Raw genomic sequence first — 24,082 nt, 5'->3', positions numbered from 1 at the left:
CCAAAAATAATTGAGAGGCTAGGACTTTTGACCCAACCTCATTCTGTTCCTAGTTTTAGGAATTTTCCATTTTTATAGAGAGAAAAAGGTGTACAATGGAGGTGAAAAGGAAGGTGATTTCTATGGAAGAAAGGGATGTGATTCAAGAGGCAAGAACGACGATCACCCTTCTTCAAACAGCCTTTTCTAAGGGATTCACCCCCAGTTTAGATGCCCTTCGATTTCGAGAAAATCTAGATCAGATATTGAAAGGCTTACGAAAGGCTAGGCGGGTAGACAATCGTCTGTTGATTGAGTTGGAAAAGTTTTACCAGACCGCCAGTCTATTGATTGGTCTGGGTGGGCTAGCATTGAACGAAGAAGCCTTTCAAGCTTGGCGAGCTTATGATCACTGGCATTATGAGGTAGTGAAGCCTCAGTTACAGGTTTATGGACCGACTGTGGTTTTGTAGTTGAATCTAGCTTTGTGTTTGTCCACAGATATTCAGAGGAGGTGTTGGTCATGGTAGTTCTTCATGATTTTCTACATCAGTTAACCCTATCGTTTTGGAACTTCTATTACTCGCTCTTTTTCTTATTTGAAAAATAAGAAGGATTGAATCCCTTTTACATATAGTAGAAGGGATTTTTGATGCAGAATCCTTGAAAATCTGAGGCTCTTGGATTATGATGGAGCTAATAGTAAGAAGCGTTCCTTGTGGGGAATGCAGGAAGCGAGGAAAAAAGATGGCAGAGATTTATTTAGCAGGTGGCTGTTTTTGGGGCTTAGAGGAATATTTTTCACGTATCCCTGGTGTAGAACAGACGACGGTGGGCTATGCCAATGGCCAGGTAGAAACGACCAACTACCAACTGATCAAGGAAACGGATCACGCAGAGACTGTAGAAGTCATCTACGATCCAGATAAAATCACCCTACGGGCGATTCTGCTCTACTATTTCCGGGTGATCGATCCCTTGTCCATTAACAAACAGGGAAATGATCGCGGACGCCAATATCGAACCGGTGTCTATTATACAGACGAGGCAGATCGTGAAGTGATCGCCCAAGTGTTTGCGGAAGAAGAGAAGCAACTGGGCAGTAAAATAGCGGTTGAGTTGGAACCTTTGCGCCACTACATCCTAGCTGAGGACTACCACCAAGACTACCTCAAGAAGAATCCTGGAGGTTATTGCCATATTGATGTGACGGATGCTGAGCAGCCCTTGATTGATCCGGCAGCCTATCAGAAGCCAGATCAAGAAACCTTAAAGGCAAAATTGACAGCAGAGCAGTATCAAGTCACCCAAGAAAGTGCGACGGAACGTCCTTTCCACAATGCCTATGATCAGACCTTTGAAGAGGGGATCTATGTGGATATTACGACTGGGGAGCCACTCTTTTTTGCCAAGGATAAGTTTGTGTCTGGTTGTGGATGGCCAAGTTTCTCCCGTCCCATTGCCAAAGATGTTGTCCACTATTACCAGGACCATAGCCACGGGATGGAGCGGATCGAAGTTCGTTCCCGATCTGGCAATGCCCATCTCGGACATGTCTTTACCGATGGACCAAAAGACCAAGGTGGCCTACGCTATTGTATCAATTCGGCCTCTCTGCGCTTTATTCCAAAAGAGGAAATGGAGCAAGAAGGTTATGGGTATTTGTTAAAGGCTTTGAAATAAGAGGGTCTTTCTAGTAGATCGAAAAACGGAGTTAATGATGAAAAAAAGAAATTTGTGGCTAACAATTTTTGCGCTTTCGGCTATGGTGACTCTGATTGGGTTAGGATTTACTGCCTATAATCATTTTGTATTCCATCAACCTTTTATGAATCGGACGACAAAAGGGTTGTTTTCGGCCTTTTTCCTAAGTCTTGTCATGGTTGCAATCAGCTTGTCCAAATCAAACAATAAGAAGTGATGATCGATCATTTACATGAATCCATCAACTGTGCAGGAGCAGGACAAAGAAGCGTTTCTAAACAATAGCGCTTCTGTCCTGCTCTCTTTTTTCTCTTCTTAAAAATTGTGATACAATGAAGAGAAAGTATTTCAATGACAGCTCAATTTGTTGGCGGATCATTGGAGAAACTAGGTACGAAGAAGAGGTAGGAATGTTAGAGAAGTGGGAGAGTGTGAAAGGAACCATCAAAACGATGGGAAAAGAGCTATCGGCGGCCTTTGATTGGGCTTTTGATCGTCTTTTTTCAAAGATTCGACTGACCAATGAACAGTTTGTCTATGTGCTCTTGTCCGTCGTTTTTATCGTGGCCAATGCCATCTTGTGGGTGCAAAAGTTCCAAGGCTTTCCGATTACCGCAACCGAACGGCCAGAGGTTGTGTACAAGGCAAAAACACCGGCTGATCAGATTCCTCATACAGCGCGGATCATGGCCAATGGAGATCAGCTCTATCATGATTTGGTCTATATGAGCGCGCAAAAAGAAGATGGGACCTATGATTTTCATGAAAATTATGAGTATGTCAAACCCTGGCTACAAAAGGCGGATCTGGCCTTGGGCGATTTTGAGGGAACCATTAACCCCAATTACTATTTGTCAGGTTATCCCCTCTTTAATGCGCCGAGCGAAGTCGTACCAGCCATCAAGGATGCTGGTTATGATGTCATGGATTTGGGACACAACCACATCCTAGATTCAGGTCTAGAAGGGGTCTATTCGACAGCCAAAGCCTTTGAAGATGTAGGCATCACCCCTGTCGGTGTCTACACGCATGAAAAGAGAGGCCAGGCCCCCTTGGTGATCAAGGAAGTGAATGGCATCAAGATTGCTATTCTAGCCTACGCTTATGGGTTTAATGGAATGGAAACGACCCTTACTCCAGAGGAGCAAGCAGATGTCTTGTCTGATCTGGATGAAGAGCGGATGAAGGCGGAGATTCAAAAGGCAGAGCAAGAGGCCGATATCACCATTGTCATGCCCCAAATGGGAATCGAGTACCAGCTGGAGCCGACAGAAGAGCAAAAAGAGCTCTACCATAAGATGGTTTCTTGGGGAGCTGATATCGTCTTTGGCGGGCATCCCCATGTTGTAGAGCCTGCTGAAGTGGTCAATAAAGATGGTCAAAACAAGCTCATCATCTACTCGATGGGGAATTTCCTGTCCAATCAGCGTCTGGAAACTATGGGAGATGTGGAGACTGCCCAATGGACAGAGCGAGGAGTCTTGATGGATGTGACCATCGAAAAGGTCGGCCGCAAGACAAAGATCAAGACAGCTACTGCTCATCCAACCTGGGTCAGTCGGACTCCGAAGGGAACCTATTCTCCTGAAGGCTATGACTTGTACAAGTACCAGACCTATATCTTGGAAGATTTTATCCAGGGTGGCAAATACCGCGACAAGCTGGATGAGGAAACCAAGGAGAGAGTGGACACGGCCTACCGAGAAATGAAGGAACATGTCCACTTGGACTGGCCTCAGAGTGGAAAGGAATAGAGCATGGAAGGAAATGTGAATTGGATCCCGCTTGGGATCCTAGGATTGATCGTGGTGATTTGGGCAACCAAATTTCTTACGGCCATCCGCTTCAAGCAAAAGCTGAAGAAGGCTTGGGATGGAGCGCCTTTCTTTCGCAAGAAAGATACAGAAGAAAGTTTAATAGACAGTCTGGCTTATCCGGCTAAGGGAAGGACGATCGATAGCCAAGTGGATGATCAGACCTGGCATGATTTGGCTTTGGATGCGGTCTTTGATCAGCTCAACTATACCCAATCGAGCCTTGGAGCAGAGGCTCTCTATCAAAAAATGCGCCTGCTGGAATTCCAGCCTCAGGACCAGCTTCATGACTTAGAAGCCTTCTTTGAAGAGCATCCTGATTTGCGCCTCAATGTCCAGGTCATTTTCAACCAACTGGGCAAGAAGAACCACAACATGGCGCGCAGCATTGTCGCAAATCCCGGCAAGCATTATGCAGGTTTGCCCCTCTATCTAGCCTTGGCCTGTCTTCCCATTGTCTGTCTCTTTGCCATCCCCTTTGAGCCAGTTGGGGCCATTACCCTCTTGGTGATCAGTGTGGTCTTTAATATTGTCTTTTCGAGTTTGCGCAATTGGTCCAATAAAATCCGTCTGGACAATGTTAGCTATTTAGTTCGCATCTTTGCTTCAGCAGAACGCTTGAGCCATCTAGCCTTGCCACAACAAGAAGAACTAAAGCAAGCAGTCAAACCCTTTAAGAAAACGCGGATCCTTGCCAGTGTCTTACAGAGTCCAACGGGGACCTCTGAGATGGAAATTATTCTCCTCTACCTCAACGTCCTCTTTTTACTCCCGCAGATCGCTCAGGTTTATATTTACAATCAGGTGAAGGCTCATCAAAAAGAGGCCCAGAAGCTTCTGGATCTGCTAGGGGAGATGGAAGTCGCCATTAGCCTCTTGCGCCACAAGCGAGATCTAGAAGTGGTCTGCCAGCCAGTCTTTACGGAAACGGGTGGCATTGAGGGCGAGACGCTCTATCATCCCTTGCTATCCAATCCGATTGCCAATGATGTGCATTTTCAAAAAAATATGGTCATCAGTGGGGACAATGCTTCCGGGAAATCAACCTACCTGAAAACTGTCGCCATCAATGCCATTCTGGCTCAAGGATTAGGCTTTGCCTATGGAGAAAGATTGGCCCTTCCTTACGGTCATGTTCTAACGGCTATGGATGTGAGCGATGATATTGAAGTTGGAGATAGTTACTTCATCACTGAGAGCAAAGCTATTTTGCGTATGATTCAGCATCTGAAAAAGCCTGGCTTTCACTACTTCTTTATTGACGAGCTCTTTAAGGGGACCAATACCATCGAGCGGATCGGATCAGGCCTTGGGATTGTCCGCTGGTTAGCTGCCCAAAACTGCCTCTACATGATCTCCAGTCATGATATTGAGCTGGTCGCAGCCTCTGGTGAGGTCAATGATAATTACCATTTTGACAGTCGCTATGTGGATGGCAAGATCGTCTTTGACTACCAGATCAAGCCAGGGTCAGCCGTGACCAAGAATGCGGTCAATACCCTAGAAAGTCTGCATTATCCAGAGGAGATTACGCAAACAGCCAAGGACTTGATTGACCAGTATGAAGAGACGGGACACTGGTCTTTGAAAGAAATTGAAAAAGAATGAAAAAGAATGAAAAATGAATGAAGGAGTTTGTAAATGATCGGTTTAGGGACCCTTTATAATGCCTTAGGGGTCGTATTTGGTGGGCTTTTAGGATTGCTCATCGGTCAACGTTTGTCAGAAGATTTTCATGAGACCCTTCTGAAAGTGACGGGTGTTGCTGTTTTTGTCTTAGGCATCGCAGGGACCTTGGAAAAGATGCTGGTGGTGCATGGAAGTCATGTGGAAAGTCACGGCAGTATGATGTTGATACTGAGTCTAGTGATCGGGACCGTTATCGGGGAACTCTTGAAGATCGAGGAGGGCTTGGAGCACCTCGGGATCTGGCTGAAGGAAAAGACGGGCAACCAAGGCGATACCAGCTTTGTTGATGCCTTTATGACCACGGCCTTGACCATTTGTATTGGGGCTATGGCGGTGGTCGGAGCTGTCCAGGATGGCCTGACAGGCGATACCTCGACCTTGTTGGCCAAGGCTATTCTCGATATGGTTATTGTTCTGGTCTTGACCGTTTCAAAAGGAAAGGGCGCGATCTTTGCGGTGGTACCACTCGTGATCCTTCAGGGCTTGATCACACTTTTGGCTCATTTGATCGCACCGATCATGACCCCACAAGCGCTGTCGAATCTCTCACTGGTCGGCTCCAGCCTCATTCTCTGTGTTGGGATCAACCTCATCTGGGGCAAACGAATCAAGGTCGCCAATCTCCTTCCGGCAGTGCTGATTGCCATTATTTGGGCTTTTGTTGGGTAAAAAAGAGAAGCTAACCGGTAAGGATCGGTTAGCTTTTTTAATTGCCCTTGTAGTCTTGTTAGAAAAATGGAGGTGCTCCGAAAAGGAGGGAGTTTTATTTGTGCAAATACGGGAATTCATTTATGGAAAACCTGATTTTTGGTATGATAGTCGTAATTTCGAATAGGGAGGTTGGAGTCGCCATGAGTGATTTGAATCAAACAGTTGAATTTATTAAAGAAATCGAGAAATTAAAGTCGGTAACAAGGTTTAATAGAACCCTTGATGGACGGTCTGAAAATAGTGCCGAGCATTCTTGGCAGGGTGCGATAGCTGCGATGGTTCTGCAAGATTATTATCCCGAAAAATTGAATATGGAAAAGGTCATGTTTCTGTTATTGATTCATGATTTAGGTGAGGTTTATGCTGGAGATACTTGGGTGTTTGATGATGAAAAAAAGCTTCATTCTCATGATAGAGAGTTAGCATCTATAGAAAAAACAATGAGCCTCCTTCCAGAAGCAACATATGTGAATATGAAAAATTCGTGGTTGGAGTTTGAAAAAGGGCAGAGTCCTGAGGCAAGATATGCAAGAGTGATTGACGCATTGGTACCACTGATTAATCACTTGGAAGTGTCAGAAGTCAATTATAATCCTGATCATATCCGTTCAGAGATGGTATTAGAAAAGAAAAAATTTATAAAAAGTGAGTCCAAAGCATTATGGAAACTGACGGAAGAGTTGGTTCAGGAAAGTGTAGAAAAGGGATTATATTTATGATATCACTTGGTCTTTAGTAGCAACTTTCAAACTAAAAGTAAACCACCTGTTTTCACGGGTGGTTTTGACTTGCTTGATCTGTGGTATAATGGGAACAGATAGTTTGCACCCTATGAAAGGGAAAAGGTTAGATTGTATGATTAAGTTGATTGCAACAGATATGGATGGAACCTTATTAGATGAACGAGGAGAGGTGGACCTTCCGCGTCTGGAAAGGCTGTTGGACCACTTGGATCAAAAAGGGATTCGCTTTGTCATTGCGACGGGAAATGAAATCCATCGCATGCGCCAGCTCTTGGATCCCTTGGTCAAGCGGGTGACTCTGGTCGTCGCCAATGGAGCTCGGATTTTTGAGGATGACCAGATGATTCTGGGAAAATTCTGGGATCGAGAGCTAGTAGAGGCGGTTCTTGCTTATTTTAAGGGGCGGGAAATTTCAGACCAGCTGGTTGTGTCAGCTGTCAATGGTGGCTTTGCCAAGGAAGGCACGGTCTTTACAGAAGTTGAGAAATTCATGCAGCCAGAAGTGATTGAAGCCTTGTACAAGCGGATGAAGTTTGTTCCGGAATTGACATCAGATCTATTTGATCAGGTGCTTAAAATGAGCTTGGTGGTTGGATTGGATCGTCTTGATCAAGTGAGTCAGGAAGTCCAACAGGCTTTTGGAGATCAGCTCATGGCGGTTTCGAGCGGTTTCGGGAGCATGGATCTCTTACAAGCAGGCATTCACAAGGCTTGGGGACTGGCTCAATTAATGGAGAAATGGCAGCTTGATGCTAGTCAGGTCATGGCCTTTGGGGATAGTGGAAACGACATCGAAATGCTTGAAATGGCTGGTCACTCCTATGCGGTGGCCAATGCAGAAAGAGCTGTCAAGGCTGTTGCCAAACACCTAGCACCGAGCCATCAAGAAGGCGGTGTCTACCAGGTGATCGAAGAGTACCTAGGACTGACCCCCTGGGAACAAGTGAAAGGACAGAAGTAGATGGCGGTACAACTGTTAGAAGACTGGCTCTTAAAGGAGCAGGAGAAAATTTTAACAACCTATCGGGAGCTCAATCAAGCCCCTCTGAAGGAGCCTGGTTTGATCTTTATCGGAGACTCCATCGTAGAGTATTTCCCTATTCATGAACTATTACAAAGTCCCAAACACATGGTCAATCGAGGAGTACGAGGCTATAAGACGGATCTCCTTCGTAAGCATCTAGACGCCCATGTCTTTGGGACGGCGGTGGATCAGATCTTTCTCTTGATCGGGACCAATGATATCGGAAAAGAAATTCCTCAAAAGGAAACCTTGGACAACGTAGAAACGGTCTTACAAGCAATTATGAGAGATTTTCCGCTGACCCACATCAACCTGATCTCGGTTCTACCGGTGAGTCAAGAAGAGCGCTACAAGCAAAAGGTCTATGTGCGGACCAATAAAAAAATTCAATCCCTTAACCAGGCCTATCGCGAATTGGCCCAAGCCTACCACCAGGTCAGCTATATTGATGTGTATTCGTCTTTATTGGATGAAAAGAGGCAGTTAGCAGAAGCCTATACGACAGATGGTCTCCATTTAAGTGTGGCTGGTTACCGAGTTCTAGCCCAAGCTCTGCAGGAGACATTATAGAGACAAAATAGGGAGCGAAAAAGCCCAACTAGACAAATCTTCAAAGAAAAATTTCAGATTGAAGATAAAGTCTTCTTAAAAACTTTCCTTAGGTGAGTACGGACGTCAGCGAACTTCTTTGAAGTTCCATGACTTAGTTTTGGACCTAAGGTTCCAAAACTCCCGAGTGCTAGAAACAATAGTGTTTCTAGCACTTTTCTCACGGCGGAAAGTTTCAGGAAATATTTGAATGGTTCTTATAATTGAAATCAATTCTATTTCTTTTTAGATTTCTTTAGATGATTTTTTGTAAAAACAGATTGTCTACCTTCCTCTATTTCCAAGAGGAAATTTTTTTGTCTTTTTGGTTGACAAATGTAAATCTTAGGAGTAGAATAGCATCATAAGATTTACAAATGTAGATTTAGAAAGGAGAAGCCATGCAAATTTCCAATGCGGAATGGCGCATCATGAAAATTATCTGGATGGAAGGCAAGCAGACCAGCAGGGATTTGATCGCCGTCTTGTCCGAGCGCTTTGACTGGTCCAAGTCGACCATCAAGACCCTCTTGACGCGCTTGGTTGAAAAGGGCTGTCTGACCAGAGAAAAATCTGGCAAAGCCTTTGTCTACTCGGCTTTGTTGAAGCAGGACCAGAGTTTAGACTTGGTGGTTGAGGAGGTGAAAGACAAGGTTTGCTCAAAAAGAATTGTCCAGGTGCTTGAAAACTTGATTCAGGAGAGTGACTTTACGCTTGCAGATCTTAATCAGCTGCAGCAGGTCCTCGAAGAAAAGAAAGCAGAGGCTGTCGCAACAGTCCGCTGCAATTGTATGTAATAGAAAGAAGGAAATTCCATGTTTGGATTGTTAATTAGTATTGTTTGTTTACTTTTGGTTGCTTTTATTGCTTGGTGGTTCTTTGCAGAGCATGAAAAGGTAAGCGGCCACGCTCGTCAGAAATCAGGTTATCAAGAAATTGAAGTCGAAGTCATGGGGGGCTATTCGCCTGAAACCATTGTCCTGAAAAAAAATGTTCCAGCCCGGATCATCTTTAATCGCAAGGATCCATCTTCATGTCTGGCTCAAGTGATCTTTCCAGATTTTGGCGTTCATGAAGATTTGCCTTTAGGTGAAAAACATGTCATTGAAATTACGCCAGAAAAAGCGGGCGAATATGGGTATTCATGTGGAATGAACATGATGCATGGTCAAATGATTGTGGAATAAAGGAGTAGGTATGGTAGAAAAACAAAAAGCAGTTGTGGAAAACGGAGTGCAAAAGATCCGTATTACAGCAGAAAAGGGCTATAGTCCCAAAGAATTTCAACTTCAAAAAGGGATCCCTGCTGAAATCACCTTCCATCGGGTCAATCCTTCCGGCTGTTACAAGGAAATTTTGTTTGAAGATCAGGGGATTTTAGAGCCTTTGGAAGTCGGTGTGGATAAGGTGATATCCTTTACCCCGACAGAAACAGGGGACTTCGAGTTTTCATGTGGAATGAAGATGCAAAAGGGTTCCTACACGGTTGTGGAAAAACGCCGTCGTGTCTTAGGTTTACTGGGTCGCTTTTGGATTACTAGTATCTTTACTCTTCCTTTATTGATCTTGATGATCGGGATGATGGCAGGATTTGTATCCCATTCAGTCAGTCACTGGGGGACTTTTCTAGCGACAACACCGATCATGTTGGTAGCAGGAGTTCCTTTTATCAAGAGTGCCTGGGCCTCATTTAAGAAGCACCATTCCAATATGGATACCTTGGTAGCTCTTGGAACCCTGGTAGCCTATGTCTATAGTGTATTTGCCCTTTTTACTGGTCAGCCAGTATACTTTGAGGCTGCGGGTTTTATCATCTTCTTTATCCTCTTAGGACAAGTCTTTGAGGAACGGATGCGTAACAATGCCTCCGAGGCTGTGGAAAAGTTGTTGGATTTGCAGGCAAAAACGGCTCAAGTTCTCCGTGATGGGAACTATGTCGAGGTGGCGGCAGAAGATATCCAAATTGATGACTTGATTCGGGTCCGTCCTGGGGAAAAGATTGCGGTTGATGGGACGATTGTAGAAGGAAGTACGACCATTGATGAGTCGATGGTGACAGGTGAAAGCTTGCCTGTGGAAAAATCAGTTGGTGATGCAGTTATCGGCTCCACTATCAACAGCAATGGGACCATTCTCTTTAAGGCTGAAAAAGTCGGTAGTGAGACCCTCTTATCTCAAATTGTGGACTTTGTCAAAATGGCCCAATCCAGTCGTGCTCCTATTCAAGATTTGACGGATAAGATTTCAGGTATCTTTGTTCCAGTGGTGACGATTTTGGCCATTGCGACTTTCTGGGTTTGGTCCGTGCTTCTGGGCGCGTCGCTTCAAGAGGCCATGCTCTATGCAGTCTCTGTCCTCATTATTGCCTGTCCGTGTGCCCTTGGTTTGGCGACGCCGACTGCCCTTATGGTCGGAACTGGTCGCAGTGCTAAGATGGGGGTTTTGATCAAAAACGGAACCGTCCTTCAAGAAGTTCAAAAAATTCAAACTGTTGTGTTTGATAAGACAGGGACCATCACCATTGGCCAACCCCTTGTAACCGATGTGGTAGGAGATGAAGCGCGTGTCTTGACACTGGCAGCTAGCCTTGAAACTTTTTCAGAACATCCCCTTGCGCAAGCGGTCTTATCACGAGCAGAAGAAAAAGGTTTGGTGTTATCCCCTGTGGAAAACTTCCAAGCGATTGAAGGAAAAGGGGTCCAAGGTCAGATCGACCAGCAGTTGGTGACCTTGGGAAATGGCAAACTTCATGACGGGACAGCGATGGATCCGGAGCTTGAAAAACGGATGGTAGACTTGCAAGAGCAGGCCAAAACAGTGATCAGTTTGTCTGTGGATGGGCAAGTGATTGGCTTGATTGCCATTCAAGATGCTCCGAAGGCTAGCTCAAAAGAAGCGATCAAAAAGCTCAAAGAACGGGGCTTGAAAACGGTCATGTTAACAGGGGATAATGAACGGGTGGCCCAAGCTATTGCTAAGCAAGTGGGAATTGACACCGTCATTGCTGATGTCCTTCCTCAAGAAAAAGCTAGCGCCATCCAAAAACTGCAAGAAAGTAGTAAGGTAGCCTTTGTTGGAGATGGGATCAATGATGCTCCAGCTCTCTCGATCGCGGATGTGGGGATCGCTATGGGATCTGGAACGGATATTGCGATCGAGTCCGGTGGCATCGTGCTCACGCAAAATGATTTGCTTGGCGTTGTGCGCGCCTTTGACATGAGTCAAAAGACCTTCCGTCGGATTTTACTCAATCTCTTCTGGGCCTCTATCTACAATATCCTTGGGATTCCAATTGCAGCTGGAGTCTTTGTAGGACTGGGATTGACCCTCAATCCAGAACTAGCAGGTCTTGCCATGGCCCTTAGTTCTTTGTCTGTTTTAACTAGCTCTCTGCTCCTCAATGTCGCAAAGATTGATTAACGAAAATAAGAAGTGATACAGAATTCTGTATCACTCTTTTTCTCTTTTTCCTAGAACGACAAGGAAAGGGCTAGGTATGAAATTATAGTAAAATACCCTATTGTAGGATAGTTTGTGAAATTTTCTCAAAATCAGCATCTGTTATGTAATAGGGATTGAGCATCTCTGAGCAGATTCTTATACATGTGACTCTCTTTGTGATAAATTAATACTGTAATCGTTTTGTAAATCGTTTTCATGAGAAATGTCAGAAAAAACTCATTTTCAAAACGAAACCTGATCGCAAAGATGAAGTAGAAGCGCTATGCTACATTTTTAAAGGATCAAAATAGATTTAAAGGAGAGTTAGAATGACTCAAGGGAAAATTACTGCATCTGCAGCAATGCTCAACGTATTGAAAACATGGGGCGTAGATACCATCTACGGTATCCCATCAGGAACACTCAGCTCACTTATGGACGCTTTGGCTGAAGACAAAGATATCCGTTTCTTGCAAGTTCGCCACGAAGAAACAGGTGCTCTTGCAGCGGTTATGCAGGCTAAATTTGGCGGATCTATCGGTGTTGCAGTTGGTTCAGGTGGACCTGGTGCAACTCACTTGATCAACGGTGTTTACGATGCAGCTATGGATAACACTCCATTCCTTGCTATCCTTGGATCACGTCCAGTTAACGAATTGAACATGGATGCCTTCCAAGAATTGAACCAAAACCCAATGTACAATGGTATCGCTGTTTACAACAAACGTGTAGCTTACGCAGAGCAATTGCCAAAAGTGATTGACGAAGCTTGCCGTGCTGCCGTTTCTAAAAAAGGTCCAGCTGTCGTTGAAATTCCAGTAAACTTTGGTTTCCAAGAAATCGACGAAAACTCATACTACGGTTCAGGTTCATACGAGCGTTCATTCATCGCTCCTGCTTTGAACGAAGTTGAAATCGACAAAGCTGTTGAAATTTTGAACAATGCTGAACGTCCAGTTATCTACGCTGGTTACGGTGGTGTGAAAGCTGGTGAAGTCATCACTGAATTGTCACGTAAAATCAAAGCACCGATCATCACAACTGGTAAAAACTTCGAAGCGTTCGAATGGAACTACGAAGGTTTGACAGGTTCTGCTTACCGTGTTGGTTGGAAACCAGCTAACGAAGTGGTCTTTGAAGCAGACACAGTTCTTTTCCTTGGTTCAAACTTCCCATTTGCTGAAGTTTACGAAGCCTTCAAGAACACTGAAAAATTCATCCAAGTGGATATCGACCCTTACAAACTTGGTAAACGTCACGCCCTTGACGCTTCAATCCTTGGTGATGCAGGTCAAGCAGCGAAAGCTATCCTTGATAAAGTAAACCCAGTTGAGTCTACTCCGTGGTGGCGTGCAAACGTGAAGAACAACCAAAACTGGCGTGATTACATGAACAAACTCGAAGGTAAAACTGAGGGTGAATTGCAATTGTATCAAGTTTACAATGCTATTAACAAATACGCTGACGAAGATGCTATCTACTCAATCGACGTCGGTGACACTACTCAAACATCTACTCGTCACCTTCACATGACACCTAAGAACATGTGGCGTACATCTCCACTATTTGCGACAATGGGGATCGCCCTTCCTGGTGGTATTGCTGCTAAGAAAGACAATCCAGATCGCCAAGTATGGAACATCATGGGTGACGGTGCATTCAACATGTGCTACCCAGACGTTATCACAAACGTTCAATACGATCTTCCAGTTATCAACGTTGTCTTCTCAAATGGTAAATATGCCTTCATCAAGGACAAATACGAAGACACAAACAAACACTTGTTTGGTTGTGACTTCCCTAATGCTGACTATGCGAAAATCGCTGAAGCTCAAGGTGCTGTAGGATTCACTGTAAACCGTATCGAAGACATCGACGCAGTCGTTGCTGAAGCTGTTAAATTGAACAAAGAAGGTAAGACAGTTGTCATCGATGCTCGCATCACGCAACACCGTCCACTTCCAGTAGAAGTTCTTGAGTTGGATCCAAAACAACACTCAGAAGAAGCCATCAAAGCCTTCAAGGAAAAATACGAAGCAGAAGAACTCGTACCATTCCGTCTCTTCTTGGAAGAAGAAGGGTTGCAATCACGCGCAATCAAATAATCCTGCTCGTCGAAAATCAAATGTAAATATTGTAGATTATATTCTTTGATTTTGTAGAGAGAAACTTAAAAGATCGGAGCAATCCGGTCTTTTTATGGAGGATAGTAAATGAATTTAAATCAGTTAGATATCATCGTTTCAAATATTCCCCAGGTCTGTGCTGACTTGGAGCATATTTTGGATAAAAAAGCCGATTATGTTGACGACAGTTTTGCTCAGTTCACGATTGGCAGTCACTGTCTCATGTTGTCTCAAAATCATTTGGTTCCTTTGGAAAACTTTCAGTCAGGAATCATTCTTCATATCGAGGTTGAGGATGTAGACCAGAACTACAAACGGTTGAAAGAGCTTGGTATCCAAGTTTTAAACGGTCCAGTTGTAACCGATTGGGGAACCGAAAGCCTGCTAGTTGAAGGCCCAGCTGGTTTAGTGCTTGATTTTTATCGTATGAAATAGGTAATTCTATTATCAAAAAATTTAAACGTTCTTGGAGTGGAACTTAAAAAGATCGGAGCCATCCGGTCTTTTTATGTTCCCAAGTGTCGGAGTTACCTTAGAATAGTATCAGTTTTTCATAGGATCTTGTAGGATTTTTTGGAAAGAGAAAGGTATAATAGAACTATCAAATCAAGTGAGGTAGAGAGATGACCGACAAACTTCAATTTCCAGATGGTTTCCTTTGGGGTGGTGCGACGGCTGCTAACCAGTGTGAGGGAGCTTATAATGAAGACGGCCGTGGCTTGGCCAATGTGGATGTGGTGCCGATTGGGCCTGATCGGCACGCCATTATTACAGGTCAGAAAAAGATGTTCGATTTTGAAGAGGGCTATTTTTATCCGGCTAAGGATGGCATTGATATGTACCATCGCTACAAGGAAGACATTGCGCTCTTTGGGGAAATGGGCTTTAAAACCTATCGTTTGTCCATTGCCTGGTCTCGGATCTTTCCTAAAGGAGATGAACTAGAGCCGAATGAAGCAGGTCTACAGTTCTATGAAGACCTCTTTAAGGAGTGCCATAAGTATGGCATTGAACCCTTGGTGACCATTACCCACTTTGACTGTCCCATGCATTTGATTACTGAGTATGGAGGTTGGCGTAGTCGCAAGATGTTGGAATGTTATGAACGTCTCTGCCGGACCCTCTTCACTCGCTACAAGGGCTTGGTCAAATACTGGCTAACCTTTAATGAGATCAATATGATCCTCCATGCGCCTTTTATGGGAGCGGGTCTCTGCTTTGAAGAAGGGGAGAATGAGGAGCAAATCAAATACCAGGCGGCTCACCATGAGTTGGTCGCTTCAGCCATTGCCACCAAGCTAGCCCATGAGATTGATCCTAACAATAAGGTCGGCTGTATGCTAGCAGCAGGGCCAAACTATCCGCATACCTGTGCTCCACGAGATGTCTGGGCTGGTCTAGAAGAAGACCGCAAGAACTATTTCTTCATCGATGTGCAGGCGCGTGGGGAATACCCTAACTATGCCAAGAAAGAGTGGGAGCGTCAGGGAATCACGGTCGAGATGACGGAGCAGGACCTGCAATTGTTGAAAGACCATACGGTGGACTTTATTTCCTTCTCCTACTATGCCAGTCGGGTCGCTTCTGGGGATCCAGCTGAAAGGGAGAAAACAGCGGGCAATATCTTTGCCTCTCTGAAGAATCCCTACCTAGAAAGCTCAGAATGGGGTTGGCAGATTGACCCTCTTGGTCTCCGCATTACGCTGAACATCATCTGGGATCGTTATCAAAAACCTCTGTTTATCGTAGAAAATGGACTAGGCGCCGTTGATACCCCAAATGAAGCCGGGGAGATTGAGGATGACTACCGGATTGACTACCTGGCTGCCCATGTCAAGGCCATGCGAGATGCCATTAACGAAGATGGTGTTGTCCTCTGGGGATATACGACTTGGGGCTGTATTGACCTGGTCTCTGCCGGGACTGGAGAAATGAAGAAGCGCTACGGCTTTATCTATGTCGATCGGGACAATGAAGGAAAAGGAACTTTAGCCCGCTCACGTAAGAAATCCTTTTATTGGTACAAAGAAGTCATTGAGACCAATGGGGCTTCTGTTAAATAAAAGTCTTCCCTAGAGCTAAACCATCTTCTGGATGACTCTCTGGCAGCAAACTAAAAAGCTTAGAATTCCAACCACAAGTTGGGGTCCTAAGCTTTTTGTATGTTGTTAAGCCAAGTCATTACGAATTTACTGGTCGTAATCTAAGACATTGTTCTCGATGACAAACTTAGATTCAGCGGAAATGTTGGCTGCTCCTAGTTGCAACTGTGAACTTCCGTCTGGCTTCATGATGTGCCACTGACCGTCCTTGTGGGCAAAGATGGCCTCAAATGTGACGTTATTGCTCTTGTCTCGAATGGGTAGAACAAATGCTTGATCTGTATTCTCTAAAAGGATTTCTTCCTTTTTTTCAAAGTTATAGATATAAAATTGCCCAGTTCTTTGTCCCAAACCATGGACTTCATCGACTTTTTGCCAATTCTCAAACTTATTCCGAACAAGGGATTCATTATAAATCTTGTTGAAGGTTTCGTTCCGTTTCTTCGTTTCTTCCTCGTCTAGTGTTTTCTGAAACTCTGCAACCTTTTTAGTCGTTTGAATGGTTTGTCTGTTTTGCTCCCTGATTTGCTGGCGGTGGATGACTCGCATCATTCTTGCAGCAACGCCCAGGATGACAAGGATGGATACAAGACTGATTTTAGTTTTAGCATTATTTTTCATAGATGAGTCTCCCTATTGTGTCATTGGTCCTATTATACCCTTTGAAAGAAAGGATCGTCAAGTTCATCTTGTGATGACCTAACATGCAGATCTACCTGGGGACAATAGAATTTTATCAGATTTTCATTGACGAAGGTCCCTTTATTTGATAGGCTAGGGGAATAGAACTGATTTCGCAAGAAAAGAAAAAAGGAGCGAGGCAAGTGACACGGATTTTATTAATCGAGGATAATAATGATATCCAAGAAATTTTATACAGTCTCTTAAGTGAAGACCATGAGGTCCTTCAGGCTTTTTCAGGTACAGAAGGGCTGCGGCTCTTCCAGCAAGAAGCTGTTGATTTGGTCCTTCTGGATATCATGCTTCCAGGGAAAAATGGGGACCAGGTCCTTGAGGAGATCCGTTTGCACAGTCAGACACCGGTTATCATGATGACGGCTCTTGGAGACAAACACCTCATTAGCCAGTATCTCCTTGCAGGTGCCAATGATTATATTGTCAAGCCCTTTAATCTGGACGAAGTGGCGGCTCGGGTGACGGTGCAGTTGAGAAATCAACCGACGGTAGCACAGGAACCTCCATCATCGAAAAAGCTGACCTTTAAAAATCTGGTCCTGAACCCAGAAACCTTTGAACTGGAGTCTGGCGAACAGACGCTTCGCTTGGGCAAAAAAGAATTTCAAATTTTTGAGACCTTACTGGCGCATCCAAAGAAGATTTTTACCAAAGAAGAGTTGTATGAAGCGGTCTGGGAAGAAGTCTATCTGCCTGGAGACAATACGCTCAATGCCCAGTTGAGCAACCTCCGAAAGAAAATTGCCCAGCTCGATCCTAATGAGGATTATATTGAAACCGTCTGGGGCTTGGGAGTTCGCTTGAAAGGAGACAAGTAATGTGGGGATTGGTTCTAGTTCTAGTCGTCCTTGTCCTTCTCTTGGGACTGGGTTATGTTCGCTTGCTTTCTGCCTTAAAAGATTTGCAGGAGCAGATTCAACAGAAGCTCCAAAATGGGAGTGGGGTACGGTTAACGTCGCGTGTTTCAAAAAAAGAATTGGTCGCCTTGACCAAGCAGGTCAGTGATCTCTTTGATCAGATCGAGCGGACCAATCGGATTGCCTTTCAAGAGAAGAAAACCTTGGATATGGCCATCAGTAATATTGCTCACGATATCCGGACACCTTTGACCATTGCTTCGGGCTATACCCAACAAATCATCAAAGGAGGGACGCAAGAAGAGGAAAAGCTGAAGAAAATTGCTTCCAATCTTCAAGTCGTCTCAAAACGATTGGAATCTCTCTTGGAGTACAGACGCTTGATGGAGGGAGCCATCCAGCCTCGGCTTTCAGACGTCAATCTTAGTCAAGTCTTGACCCAGCAGTTGTTCCAGTATTACGATAGCTTGTCTGAGGCGGGGATTGCCTTAGAAGTGGAGATAGAGGAGCACCTTCATTATGCTACCGATCCTGAGCTTTGGGAGCGCCTTTTGCAAAATATGCTCAGCAATGTCCTCAAGCATGGGAAGGAGCAGGCCTGTCTGACCCTGATGTCGGACGCGGACACGATTCAGGTTGAGCTGCGCAATATTGTGCAACAACCGATTCAGCACTTAGACCAACTGGCTAGTCGATTCTACTCAGAAAATCTATCGGATACAGAAGAGTCATCTGGCTTGGGTCTCTACATCATTCAAAATTTTGTAGAGATCTTAGGGGGAGACTTGCAACTGGCTACTGAGGCAGACTGGTTTATCTTAACCATTACACTAAGAAAAAAGGCTTGAGCAGTGCTTAAGCCTTTTTGTTATAAATCTTTGTGTTTAAACGTAGTTAGTCCTAGGAAGCCGAAAACAAGGATGAAACCAAGGGCGATCGAGAGGGTGTTATTTGTTGCTGTCGTACTTTGGACCATGGAATATTGGAATTCCAAGTTTAGATAGTGGAGAAGATCAATATCTTTAAAGAAGAGCGCAGGAAGGCTTAAGAAGATATTTCCAATGAAGTAGCCAACGAAGGCCAAGGTGATGGATTGGCTGGCATAAAGGAGGAAGGAAATAATGCTTACCCAAGCCAGGGTGGAGAGGAACTGAATCAGCACGGTCAGTCCAAAATGAGCGAGGAAGTGCTCAGGCATGGTCCCGATTCCATTGTAGAAGGTCGCGAGCAAGAAGACAAGACCATAAGAAACAAGGAATTGGAAGAGAGCAATGGTCAGGACAACTGCACTTTTGGCAAAGTAGTAGCTGGTGCGCGAAACGCCGTAGGCCAGACTATTCTTGTATAAGTTTTGTGTTAAGTCTGTTCCTAGGACCAAGGTGATGACAATAATGGTAAAGAGGATAGTCACACTGATGCTGGAAGAGTAGTTGGTGAAGGCTTTAAAGCCTGTCCAAACTTCGGTCGCTTGGGGCAATTTGGATTCCGTATTGACGCCGACGTGGCCAGTAGCTCCAAAGATGACTCCAGACAGGATGTTGAGAACGAGAATGGCTTCTGTAATCCAAAAACCTTTGGAGCGAAAAAGTCTGTAAAAATCTGCTTGAATGGTATGCAACATGATAAATCTCCTAAATGAAATATGTGGGATAGGTAATAGAGGAAGACGGTGATTGGACTAGTCTACCAAGTCCGTAAAGAATTTTTCTAGATCTTGGCGGGCATAGTAGATTTCGTCCACATCAATATCCGCTTGAACGAGGGCTTTGACAATGACTTTAATATCATGAGTCTGTCCGAAGATATGGATTTCTCCATCCTTATCGATGACCTTGATACGGTGATGGAGTTGATCCTGAATCAGTTGACTCGCAAGGGCTAGCTGGCTAGTCTTGAGGATGATGTAATCTTCTCCTTGCTCTTCGAATTCAGCCTTGCTAATTTCTTTGATCAGGCGTCCTTGGTCGACAATACCAAAGCGGTTGGCAACCAGATAAAGTTCAGAGAGGATGTGACTGGAAATGAGGATGGTCATGCCGAGTTCATCGTTGAGGCGCTTGATCATCTGACGGAATTCCTTGATTCCGACAGGATCGAGACCATTGATGGGTTCGTCCAAAATGAGGAAGTCGGGTTTGGCAATGAGCGCAATCGCAATTCCCAACCGTTGTTTCATCCCCAGTGAAAAATCACGGAATTTCTTCTTACCCGTATTATTCAGGCCAACATAGTTCAAGGTTTCTTTGATGACCTGGTCGGGATTGGGGATATGGCGTGCCTTGCAATAGTAGATTAGGTTTTGATAAGCGGTCATATGCTTGTGAGCCACAGGACTCTCGATGACAGATCCGACCCGTTTCAGGGCTTGTGTCCACTGAGAGCGATTCGTGGAAGAAAAGAGGGAGACGCTTCCGTCAGTTTCTTGAATCAGCTGGGTGATGACCTTGATGAGGGTGGTTTTCCCTGCGCCATTTTTACCGATCAGGCCATAGACGTCGCCTTTGCGAATGGTGAGATTCACATCATTTAAGGCGTATTGATGACCAAATTTTTTACTCAAATGGGAAATTTCTAATACTTTTTCCATGGTTTTCTCCTTCGTCCAAATGACTAGTTATTTTCTTTACACTCTTAGTATACAGCTTGCTTTTCAAATAACTATCAAGCAATTCTCAAATATTTCTAAAAAATTGCGGTAAAGACTTCTTATAAAATAAAAATGTTGAATAGGTGACTCTACAAAGAAATAAAAAGAATTTCTAATGTTGAAATTCAATCCAAAATATATTAAAACTTTCCGCTGTGAGAAAAGTGCTAGAAACGATCATGTTTCTAGCACTCGGGAGTTTTGGAACCTTAGGTCCAAAACTAAGTCATGGAACTTCTTTGAAGTTCGCTGACGTCCGTCCTCACCTAAGGAAAGTTTTAAAAATGACTTTATATATATTAAGAGCAACTGTTCTAAAAGTTAGCCTCTTCATTTTAAAACCCAGCGACAAACTCCTTGATGGCTTGCGCGAGTTCATAGGGTTTCTCTGTATTGAGTAGATGGCCTCCGTCTGCGATTTCTTGATAGCGACCTTTGGGCAGGAGTTTTGCCAACTTCTTAGAAGAAGACTGATTGGCCCAATCTTTGCTGCCACAAATCACCAAGCTAGGGAGAGAGCAAGCTTTAGCAGTATCGGTTAGATTGAGTCCTTTTAATTCGGTCAAGATTTGAAGCATCTGTTGTTTATTGGCATCTTGCTTTTCAAAGACATGCTTGGGAAGCAGACGAAAAAGGAGAATCTGGAGCCGATAGAGGGGATTGGTGTTGAGTTTGTATTGAGTTCCCGCAAGGACCAAGCCCTTGAGTTGCGGGAAGTCTTGTCTGGAGAGATCAAGAGCAAGCACACCACCTAGTGAAAGTCCTACCAGAATAAAGGGTTCGCTCTCTTGCTGGAGGCGCTCCATCAACCTTTCTTTGACTTCCTGATAGCTTTCTTTTGGATGGGAGAAAATATCAAAAGTTTTGGAGTGCAAGGGTGAAAGTGCAAATTGGACTCCTTGCCAAGAGAGGACATCTTGCCCTAGTCCATGTAAAAAAATAAGTTTCATCAGGAATCCTTTCTTTGAAAATCAAGTTCGTAGAGACCACGAATAGCATTGCAGGCATAAATACGATCGGCGTCTGTTAAATCGTTCAGAGTTAAGAGTTTTTCTTCAACCTGCTGGGTCTCAAGAAGATGGCGGCGGTAAATCCCGTCGAGTAAGGGGAGGTGAGCCGGTGGGGTATAGAGTTGTCCCTCTATCTCCAGCACCAGATTGCCAATCGTCGTCTCTAGCAAGCTTCCATCTGGCAGATGGAAAATTTGCTCGTGATCTGACTGGCTGAGATGGTCTCTCTGACTCGTTTTGAAATAAGTAAATGGCGTCGCTAAATCAAGCTTTTGCTCGGTCAGTTGGGCCTGTAGATAGCTAGCGGGCAAGTCTGTCAGCTCCGTGATTACTAGGTGAAAGGTCCCGTTTTTTTGCAAGGCGATCCGACAACGGTAGTCAAGGCTAGGATCTACATGGGCGAGCTCTTCTTGAAGTTCGTTCAGGAGTTTTGGCTCATTAAAAGGATAGGCAAAGTAGCGGCTGGCCTCTCTCAAACGGGTCAGGTGTTGCTCTAGGAAGGTCAGTTCTCCTTGATGGATGCGACCGGTCGTCAAAAGCTCAAATCGAGGCTCTTGCCGGTAAAGGACAGCTGATTTTTGCTTGGTTTCCTGGTATTCACTTTCCCATTTACTGTCCCAAGTGATGCCTCCTCCCACGCCATAGATGGCTTGATCCCCCTGCATTTGAAGGGTCCGGATGGCTACATTAAAAATCCGTTTCCCTTTTGGAAGAAGGATGCCGATCGTTCCACAGTAGACACCTCGAGGAGACTTCTCCGTCTTTTGGATGATTTCCATAGTGGAGATCTTCGGTGCTCCTGTAATCGAGCCACAAGGAAAGAGAGCTCGGAAGGTTTGGATCAGGTCGATTTCAGCTCGTAAGCGACTTTCAATGGTCGAGGTCATCTGCCAAACAGTGGAGTATTGCTCGACTTGGCAGAGATGGGTCACCTGCTCACTTCCAATCTCCGAAATCCGGTTCATGTCATTGCGGAGGAGGTCGACGATCATCATGTTTTCTGCTCGATTTTTCGGGTCGGCTTCTAGCCAAGCAGCCTCTTGAAGATCCTCTTGGTTGGTGAGACCACGGTGCGTCGTTCCTTTCATGGGGCGCGTGGTCAGTAGCCGGTCGTCTTGCTCAAAAAAGAGCTCAGGACTGATGGAGAGGATGGAGACATCATCGTGCTGGATGAAGGCATTGTAATGGGCTTTCTGCTCTACCACCAAGCGATTGTATATAGCCAAAGGATCTGCTTTTAGCTCTTGAGAAAGCTGGACAGTGTAGTTGACCTGGTAGGTATCTCCCTGGCGGATATGGTGATGGATGGTCTCGATGGCTTCTTGATAAGCAGGTGCCTCTACCTCTTCCTTCCAATTGGCTGGAAGATCCACAGCTTCATAGTGCTCTGGGAAAGGAAGGGTTTCGACCTCCTCGTGGATCGTAAAATAGAGGAGATACTCTCCCATAAGAGGTGCTGGATGGACAGCAAACTTCTTCTCAAAAGCAGGAGCAGCCTCATAGCTGACATAGCCAACCGCATAAAAGCCTTGCTCCTGGTAGGCTTCGACTTCTCTAAGAAGATCCTCTACCTGGTCGAGGTTTCTAGTTTTTAATTCCTTTATGGACTTGGTGAAAAGGTAGCGCAAACCAAGCTCTTTAAAATCAATAATCGTTTGTTTATGCATGCTTTTAGTATATCAAAAATAGAGGAAAAAAGGTAGATAAGGATGCAAGATTCCTTGCTTGGCCTTCTCTTTCATGCTAAAATAACCATAGAAACTGCTTTGGGCAAGGAGTAGGACCATGCAAAAGAATCCCCTCTATAACACCTCTAGTATCAGCTTTTTTCAATACCTCTTTGCGATTGCAGTGATTTTGGTGCATAGTGGTCGCTTGACCTCCTATGAGCCACTGCATTTTGGTCTCAAGAGTATGCTCGGCCGGCTAGCGGTTCCATTTTTTATCGTCTGTGCCAGCTTTTTCCTCAAATAATCCCTAGGGAATTCTCAGAAAATGAAGGCCTATCTGGTCAAAATCGTAAAAACCTATTTGTTTTGGAGTTTCGTTTACCTCCCTTATGCCTGGCTCTTTTTCTCCTTCCTGTTTATCTCTTTCCAGCAGGAATCTTGATTGCTCTGGTCTACTTGGGAATGTGCTACCAACTCTGGTATATTCCTGCTTTTTTACTGGGCTTGTTTTTGGTCAATCAATTGGTCAAACGCCTAGGTATGGTTTGGACGGGGGTGATCACTTTTCTTCTTTACTGCTGGGGCTTGATCGAGACCTATTCGGCTTATCTGGACACCACAAGTCTTCTTAAGGGTTACCAGCTCTACAGCAATTTATTTTTTACAGCGCGAAATGGTCTCTTTTACACGCCCATTTTTATCTATATGGGTTATTATCTATATGACCATTTTCATGCACAAACTTTTAGAATTCACCGTTGGCAAAAGCTAGCACTTGCCTTTGGTTTGCTCTGCCTCGAAGGCATCATCATTTTTCAACACGAAGGAATTGATAAGAACTTTTTCTTTCTTCTTCCTTTTGTGACCGTTTATTTGGTCAATGCCTGCCTGCGATCGTCCTTTTTGAAAAGCTATGATTTACAGTATTTAAAGCAAATGAGTATAGCTCTTTACTTTTCGCATCCGATCTTTATCGAGTGGGCTCGCTATGGCTTTAGGACTCTCCCTCCTTCTTATCCAGACAGGGGCAAGCTGATTTTTGTGACTGCCTTGTTTGGTAGTCACCTTTTTGGACTAGCTATGCTGTGGGTACGAGAGAGAAGGGAAAAACAAAAGATTCCTTCAAATGGTGAAGAGTTAGATAAAATAATCAACCAATAGTAGGGTGTACAAAACTCAAGCAGATGTGTTTGAGTTTTTTTGTATGAAGAAAATCAAGGAAGAATAAGAATTGGCAGACTGCTCCTCCTTGTTTATAAATGTTTTATTTTCTTGCCCTTG

General features: G+C 44.5%; 23 protein-coding genes. 18 read left to right on the top strand and 5 right to left on the bottom strand.

The features are described from left to right. Positions 1 to 95: 95 nt before the first annotated feature. The 14 genes from HMPREF2685_RS09535 (at position 96) to HMPREF2685_RS09465 (ending at position 15,882) form a co-directional block, all read left to right on the top strand. Positions 96 to 452 (top strand): helicase BlpT, encoded by a 357-nt coding sequence (locus tag HMPREF2685_RS09535; protein ID WP_070466577.1) that lies wholly within the window; start codon positions 96 to 98, stop codon positions 450 to 452. A gap of 274 nt (positions 453 to 726) precedes the next feature. After that, positions 727 to 1,662, top strand: coding sequence for a peptide-methionine (R)-S-oxide reductase MsrB (msrB, locus tag HMPREF2685_RS09530; protein ID WP_070466575.1), 936 nt, complete (start codon positions 727 to 729; stop codon positions 1,660 to 1,662). Positions 1,663 to 2,093: 431 nt separating this feature from the next. Further along, positions 2,094 to 3,437, top strand: a complete 1,344-nt coding sequence (locus HMPREF2685_RS09520; protein ID WP_070466571.1) for a CapA family protein — start codon at positions 2,094 to 2,096, stop codon at positions 3,435 to 3,437. Positions 3,438 to 3,440: 3 nt separating this feature from the next. Continuing rightward, complete coding sequence (locus HMPREF2685_RS09515; protein WP_070466569.1) at positions 3,441 to 5,105, top strand: MutS-related protein; 1,665 nt, start codon at positions 3,441 to 3,443, stop codon at positions 5,103 to 5,105. 33 nt (positions 5,106 to 5,138) lie between these two features. Further along, the gene (locus HMPREF2685_RS09510; RefSeq protein WP_070466567.1) at positions 5,139 to 5,855 is read left to right on the top strand and encodes a DUF554 domain-containing protein; all 717 of its coding nucleotides are present in this window, start codon (positions 5,139 to 5,141) and stop codon (positions 5,853 to 5,855) included. Positions 5,856 to 6,037: 182 nt separating this feature from the next. Continuing rightward, complete coding sequence (locus HMPREF2685_RS09505; protein ID WP_070466729.1) at positions 6,038 to 6,616, top strand: HD domain-containing protein; 579 nt, start codon at positions 6,038 to 6,040, stop codon at positions 6,614 to 6,616. A gap of 136 nt (positions 6,617 to 6,752) precedes the next feature. After that, positions 6,753 to 7,601: a Cof-type HAD-IIB family hydrolase gene (locus tag HMPREF2685_RS09500; RefSeq protein ID WP_070466565.1), complete on the top strand. Its 849-nt coding sequence runs from the start codon at positions 6,753 to 6,755 to the stop codon at positions 7,599 to 7,601. Continuing rightward, positions 7,602 to 8,234: an SGNH/GDSL hydrolase family protein gene (locus HMPREF2685_RS09495; protein WP_070466563.1), complete on the top strand. Its 633-nt coding sequence runs from the start codon at positions 7,602 to 7,604 to the stop codon at positions 8,232 to 8,234. A 419-nt stretch (positions 8,235 to 8,653) separates the two neighbouring features. After that, positions 8,654 to 9,049, top strand: coding sequence for a CopY/TcrY family copper transport repressor (locus HMPREF2685_RS09490; protein WP_024056337.1), 396 nt, complete (start codon positions 8,654 to 8,656; stop codon positions 9,047 to 9,049). 18 nt (positions 9,050 to 9,067) lie between these two features. After that, complete coding sequence (locus HMPREF2685_RS09485) at positions 9,068 to 9,439, top strand: cupredoxin domain-containing protein (RefSeq protein ID WP_024056338.1); 372 nt, start codon at positions 9,068 to 9,070, stop codon at positions 9,437 to 9,439. A gap of 10 nt (positions 9,440 to 9,449) precedes the next feature. Continuing rightward, positions 9,450 to 11,672 (top strand): heavy metal translocating P-type ATPase, encoded by a 2,223-nt coding sequence (locus HMPREF2685_RS09480; protein ID WP_049522549.1) that lies wholly within the window; start codon positions 9,450 to 9,452, stop codon positions 11,670 to 11,672. A gap of 350 nt (positions 11,673 to 12,022) precedes the next feature. Further along, entirely contained in the window at positions 12,023 to 13,798 is a 1,776-nt protein-coding gene (gene spxB / locus HMPREF2685_RS09475) for a pyruvate oxidase (protein ID WP_049522548.1), read from the top strand. A gap of 108 nt (positions 13,799 to 13,906) precedes the next feature. Then, complete coding sequence (locus tag HMPREF2685_RS09470; protein ID WP_070466561.1) at positions 13,907 to 14,254, top strand: VOC family protein; 348 nt, start codon at positions 13,907 to 13,909, stop codon at positions 14,252 to 14,254. A gap of 188 nt (positions 14,255 to 14,442) precedes the next feature. After that, the gene (locus HMPREF2685_RS09465) at positions 14,443 to 15,882 is read left to right on the top strand and encodes a 6-phospho-beta-glucosidase (protein WP_070466560.1); all 1,440 of its coding nucleotides are present in this window, start codon (positions 14,443 to 14,445) and stop codon (positions 15,880 to 15,882) included. Between the two features lie 126 nt (positions 15,883 to 16,008). Here HMPREF2685_RS09465 and HMPREF2685_RS09460 read toward each other — a convergent pair whose 3' ends face one another. Beyond that, positions 16,009 to 16,542 (bottom strand): hypothetical protein, encoded by a 534-nt coding sequence (locus HMPREF2685_RS09460; protein WP_024055193.1) that lies wholly within the window; start codon positions 16,540 to 16,542, stop codon positions 16,009 to 16,011. Positions 16,543 to 16,745: 203 nt separating this feature from the next. Here HMPREF2685_RS09460 and HMPREF2685_RS09455 point away from each other — a divergent pair, with 203 nt between their 5' ends. Further along, positions 16,746 to 17,435, top strand: coding sequence for a response regulator transcription factor (locus tag HMPREF2685_RS09455; RefSeq protein WP_070466558.1), 690 nt, complete (start codon positions 16,746 to 16,748; stop codon positions 17,433 to 17,435). Next, complete coding sequence (locus HMPREF2685_RS09450) at positions 17,435 to 18,322, top strand: sensor histidine kinase (RefSeq protein ID WP_070466556.1); 888 nt, start codon at positions 17,435 to 17,437, stop codon at positions 18,320 to 18,322. Before HMPREF2685_RS09455 ends, HMPREF2685_RS09450 begins: the two co-directional genes overlap by 1 nt. Positions 18,323 to 18,342: 20 nt before the next feature. On the opposite strand, the gene HMPREF2685_RS09445 is transcribed toward HMPREF2685_RS09450, so the two are convergent. From HMPREF2685_RS09445 to pabB, 4 genes are all read right to left on the bottom strand, one after another. Beyond that, positions 18,343 to 19,095, bottom strand: a complete 753-nt coding sequence (locus HMPREF2685_RS09445; RefSeq protein WP_070466554.1) for an ABC transporter permease — start codon at positions 19,093 to 19,095, stop codon at positions 18,343 to 18,345. 57 nt (positions 19,096 to 19,152) lie between these two features. Beyond that, positions 19,153 to 20,061 carry an ABC transporter ATP-binding protein gene (locus tag HMPREF2685_RS09440; RefSeq protein ID WP_049474128.1) on the bottom strand — a complete coding sequence of 303 codons (909 nt, stop codon included), beginning with the start codon at positions 20,059 to 20,061 and terminating at the stop codon, positions 19,153 to 19,155. Positions 20,062 to 20,456: 395 nt separating this feature from the next. Then, positions 20,457 to 21,071: an alpha/beta fold hydrolase gene (locus HMPREF2685_RS09435; protein WP_070466552.1), complete on the bottom strand. Its 615-nt coding sequence runs from the start codon at positions 21,069 to 21,071 to the stop codon at positions 20,457 to 20,459. Next, positions 21,071 to 22,798 (bottom strand): aminodeoxychorismate synthase component I, encoded by a 1,728-nt coding sequence (pabB, locus tag HMPREF2685_RS09430; RefSeq protein WP_070466550.1) that lies wholly within the window; start codon positions 22,796 to 22,798, stop codon positions 21,071 to 21,073. Before pabB ends, HMPREF2685_RS09435 begins: the two co-directional genes overlap by 1 nt. 118 nt (positions 22,799 to 22,916) lie before the next feature. On the opposite strand from pabB, the gene HMPREF2685_RS10900 reads away from it, so the two are divergent. Further along, positions 22,917 to 23,105, top strand: a complete 189-nt coding sequence (locus tag HMPREF2685_RS10900) for a hypothetical protein (RefSeq protein WP_223344859.1) — start codon at positions 22,917 to 22,919, stop codon at positions 23,103 to 23,105. 62 nt (positions 23,106 to 23,167) lie between these two features. Continuing rightward, positions 23,168 to 23,962: an acyltransferase gene (locus HMPREF2685_RS09425; RefSeq protein WP_261710619.1), complete on the top strand. Its 795-nt coding sequence runs from the start codon at positions 23,168 to 23,170 to the stop codon at positions 23,960 to 23,962. Positions 23,963 to 24,082 lie beyond the last annotated feature (120 nt).

The organism is Streptococcus sp. HMSC074F05, assembly GCF_001808725.1.
GTDB classification, from domain to species: Bacteria; Bacillota; Bacilli; order Lactobacillales; family Streptococcaceae; genus Streptococcus; species Streptococcus parasanguinis_I.
This window is presented reverse-complemented; position numbering and strand designations above follow the sequence as displayed.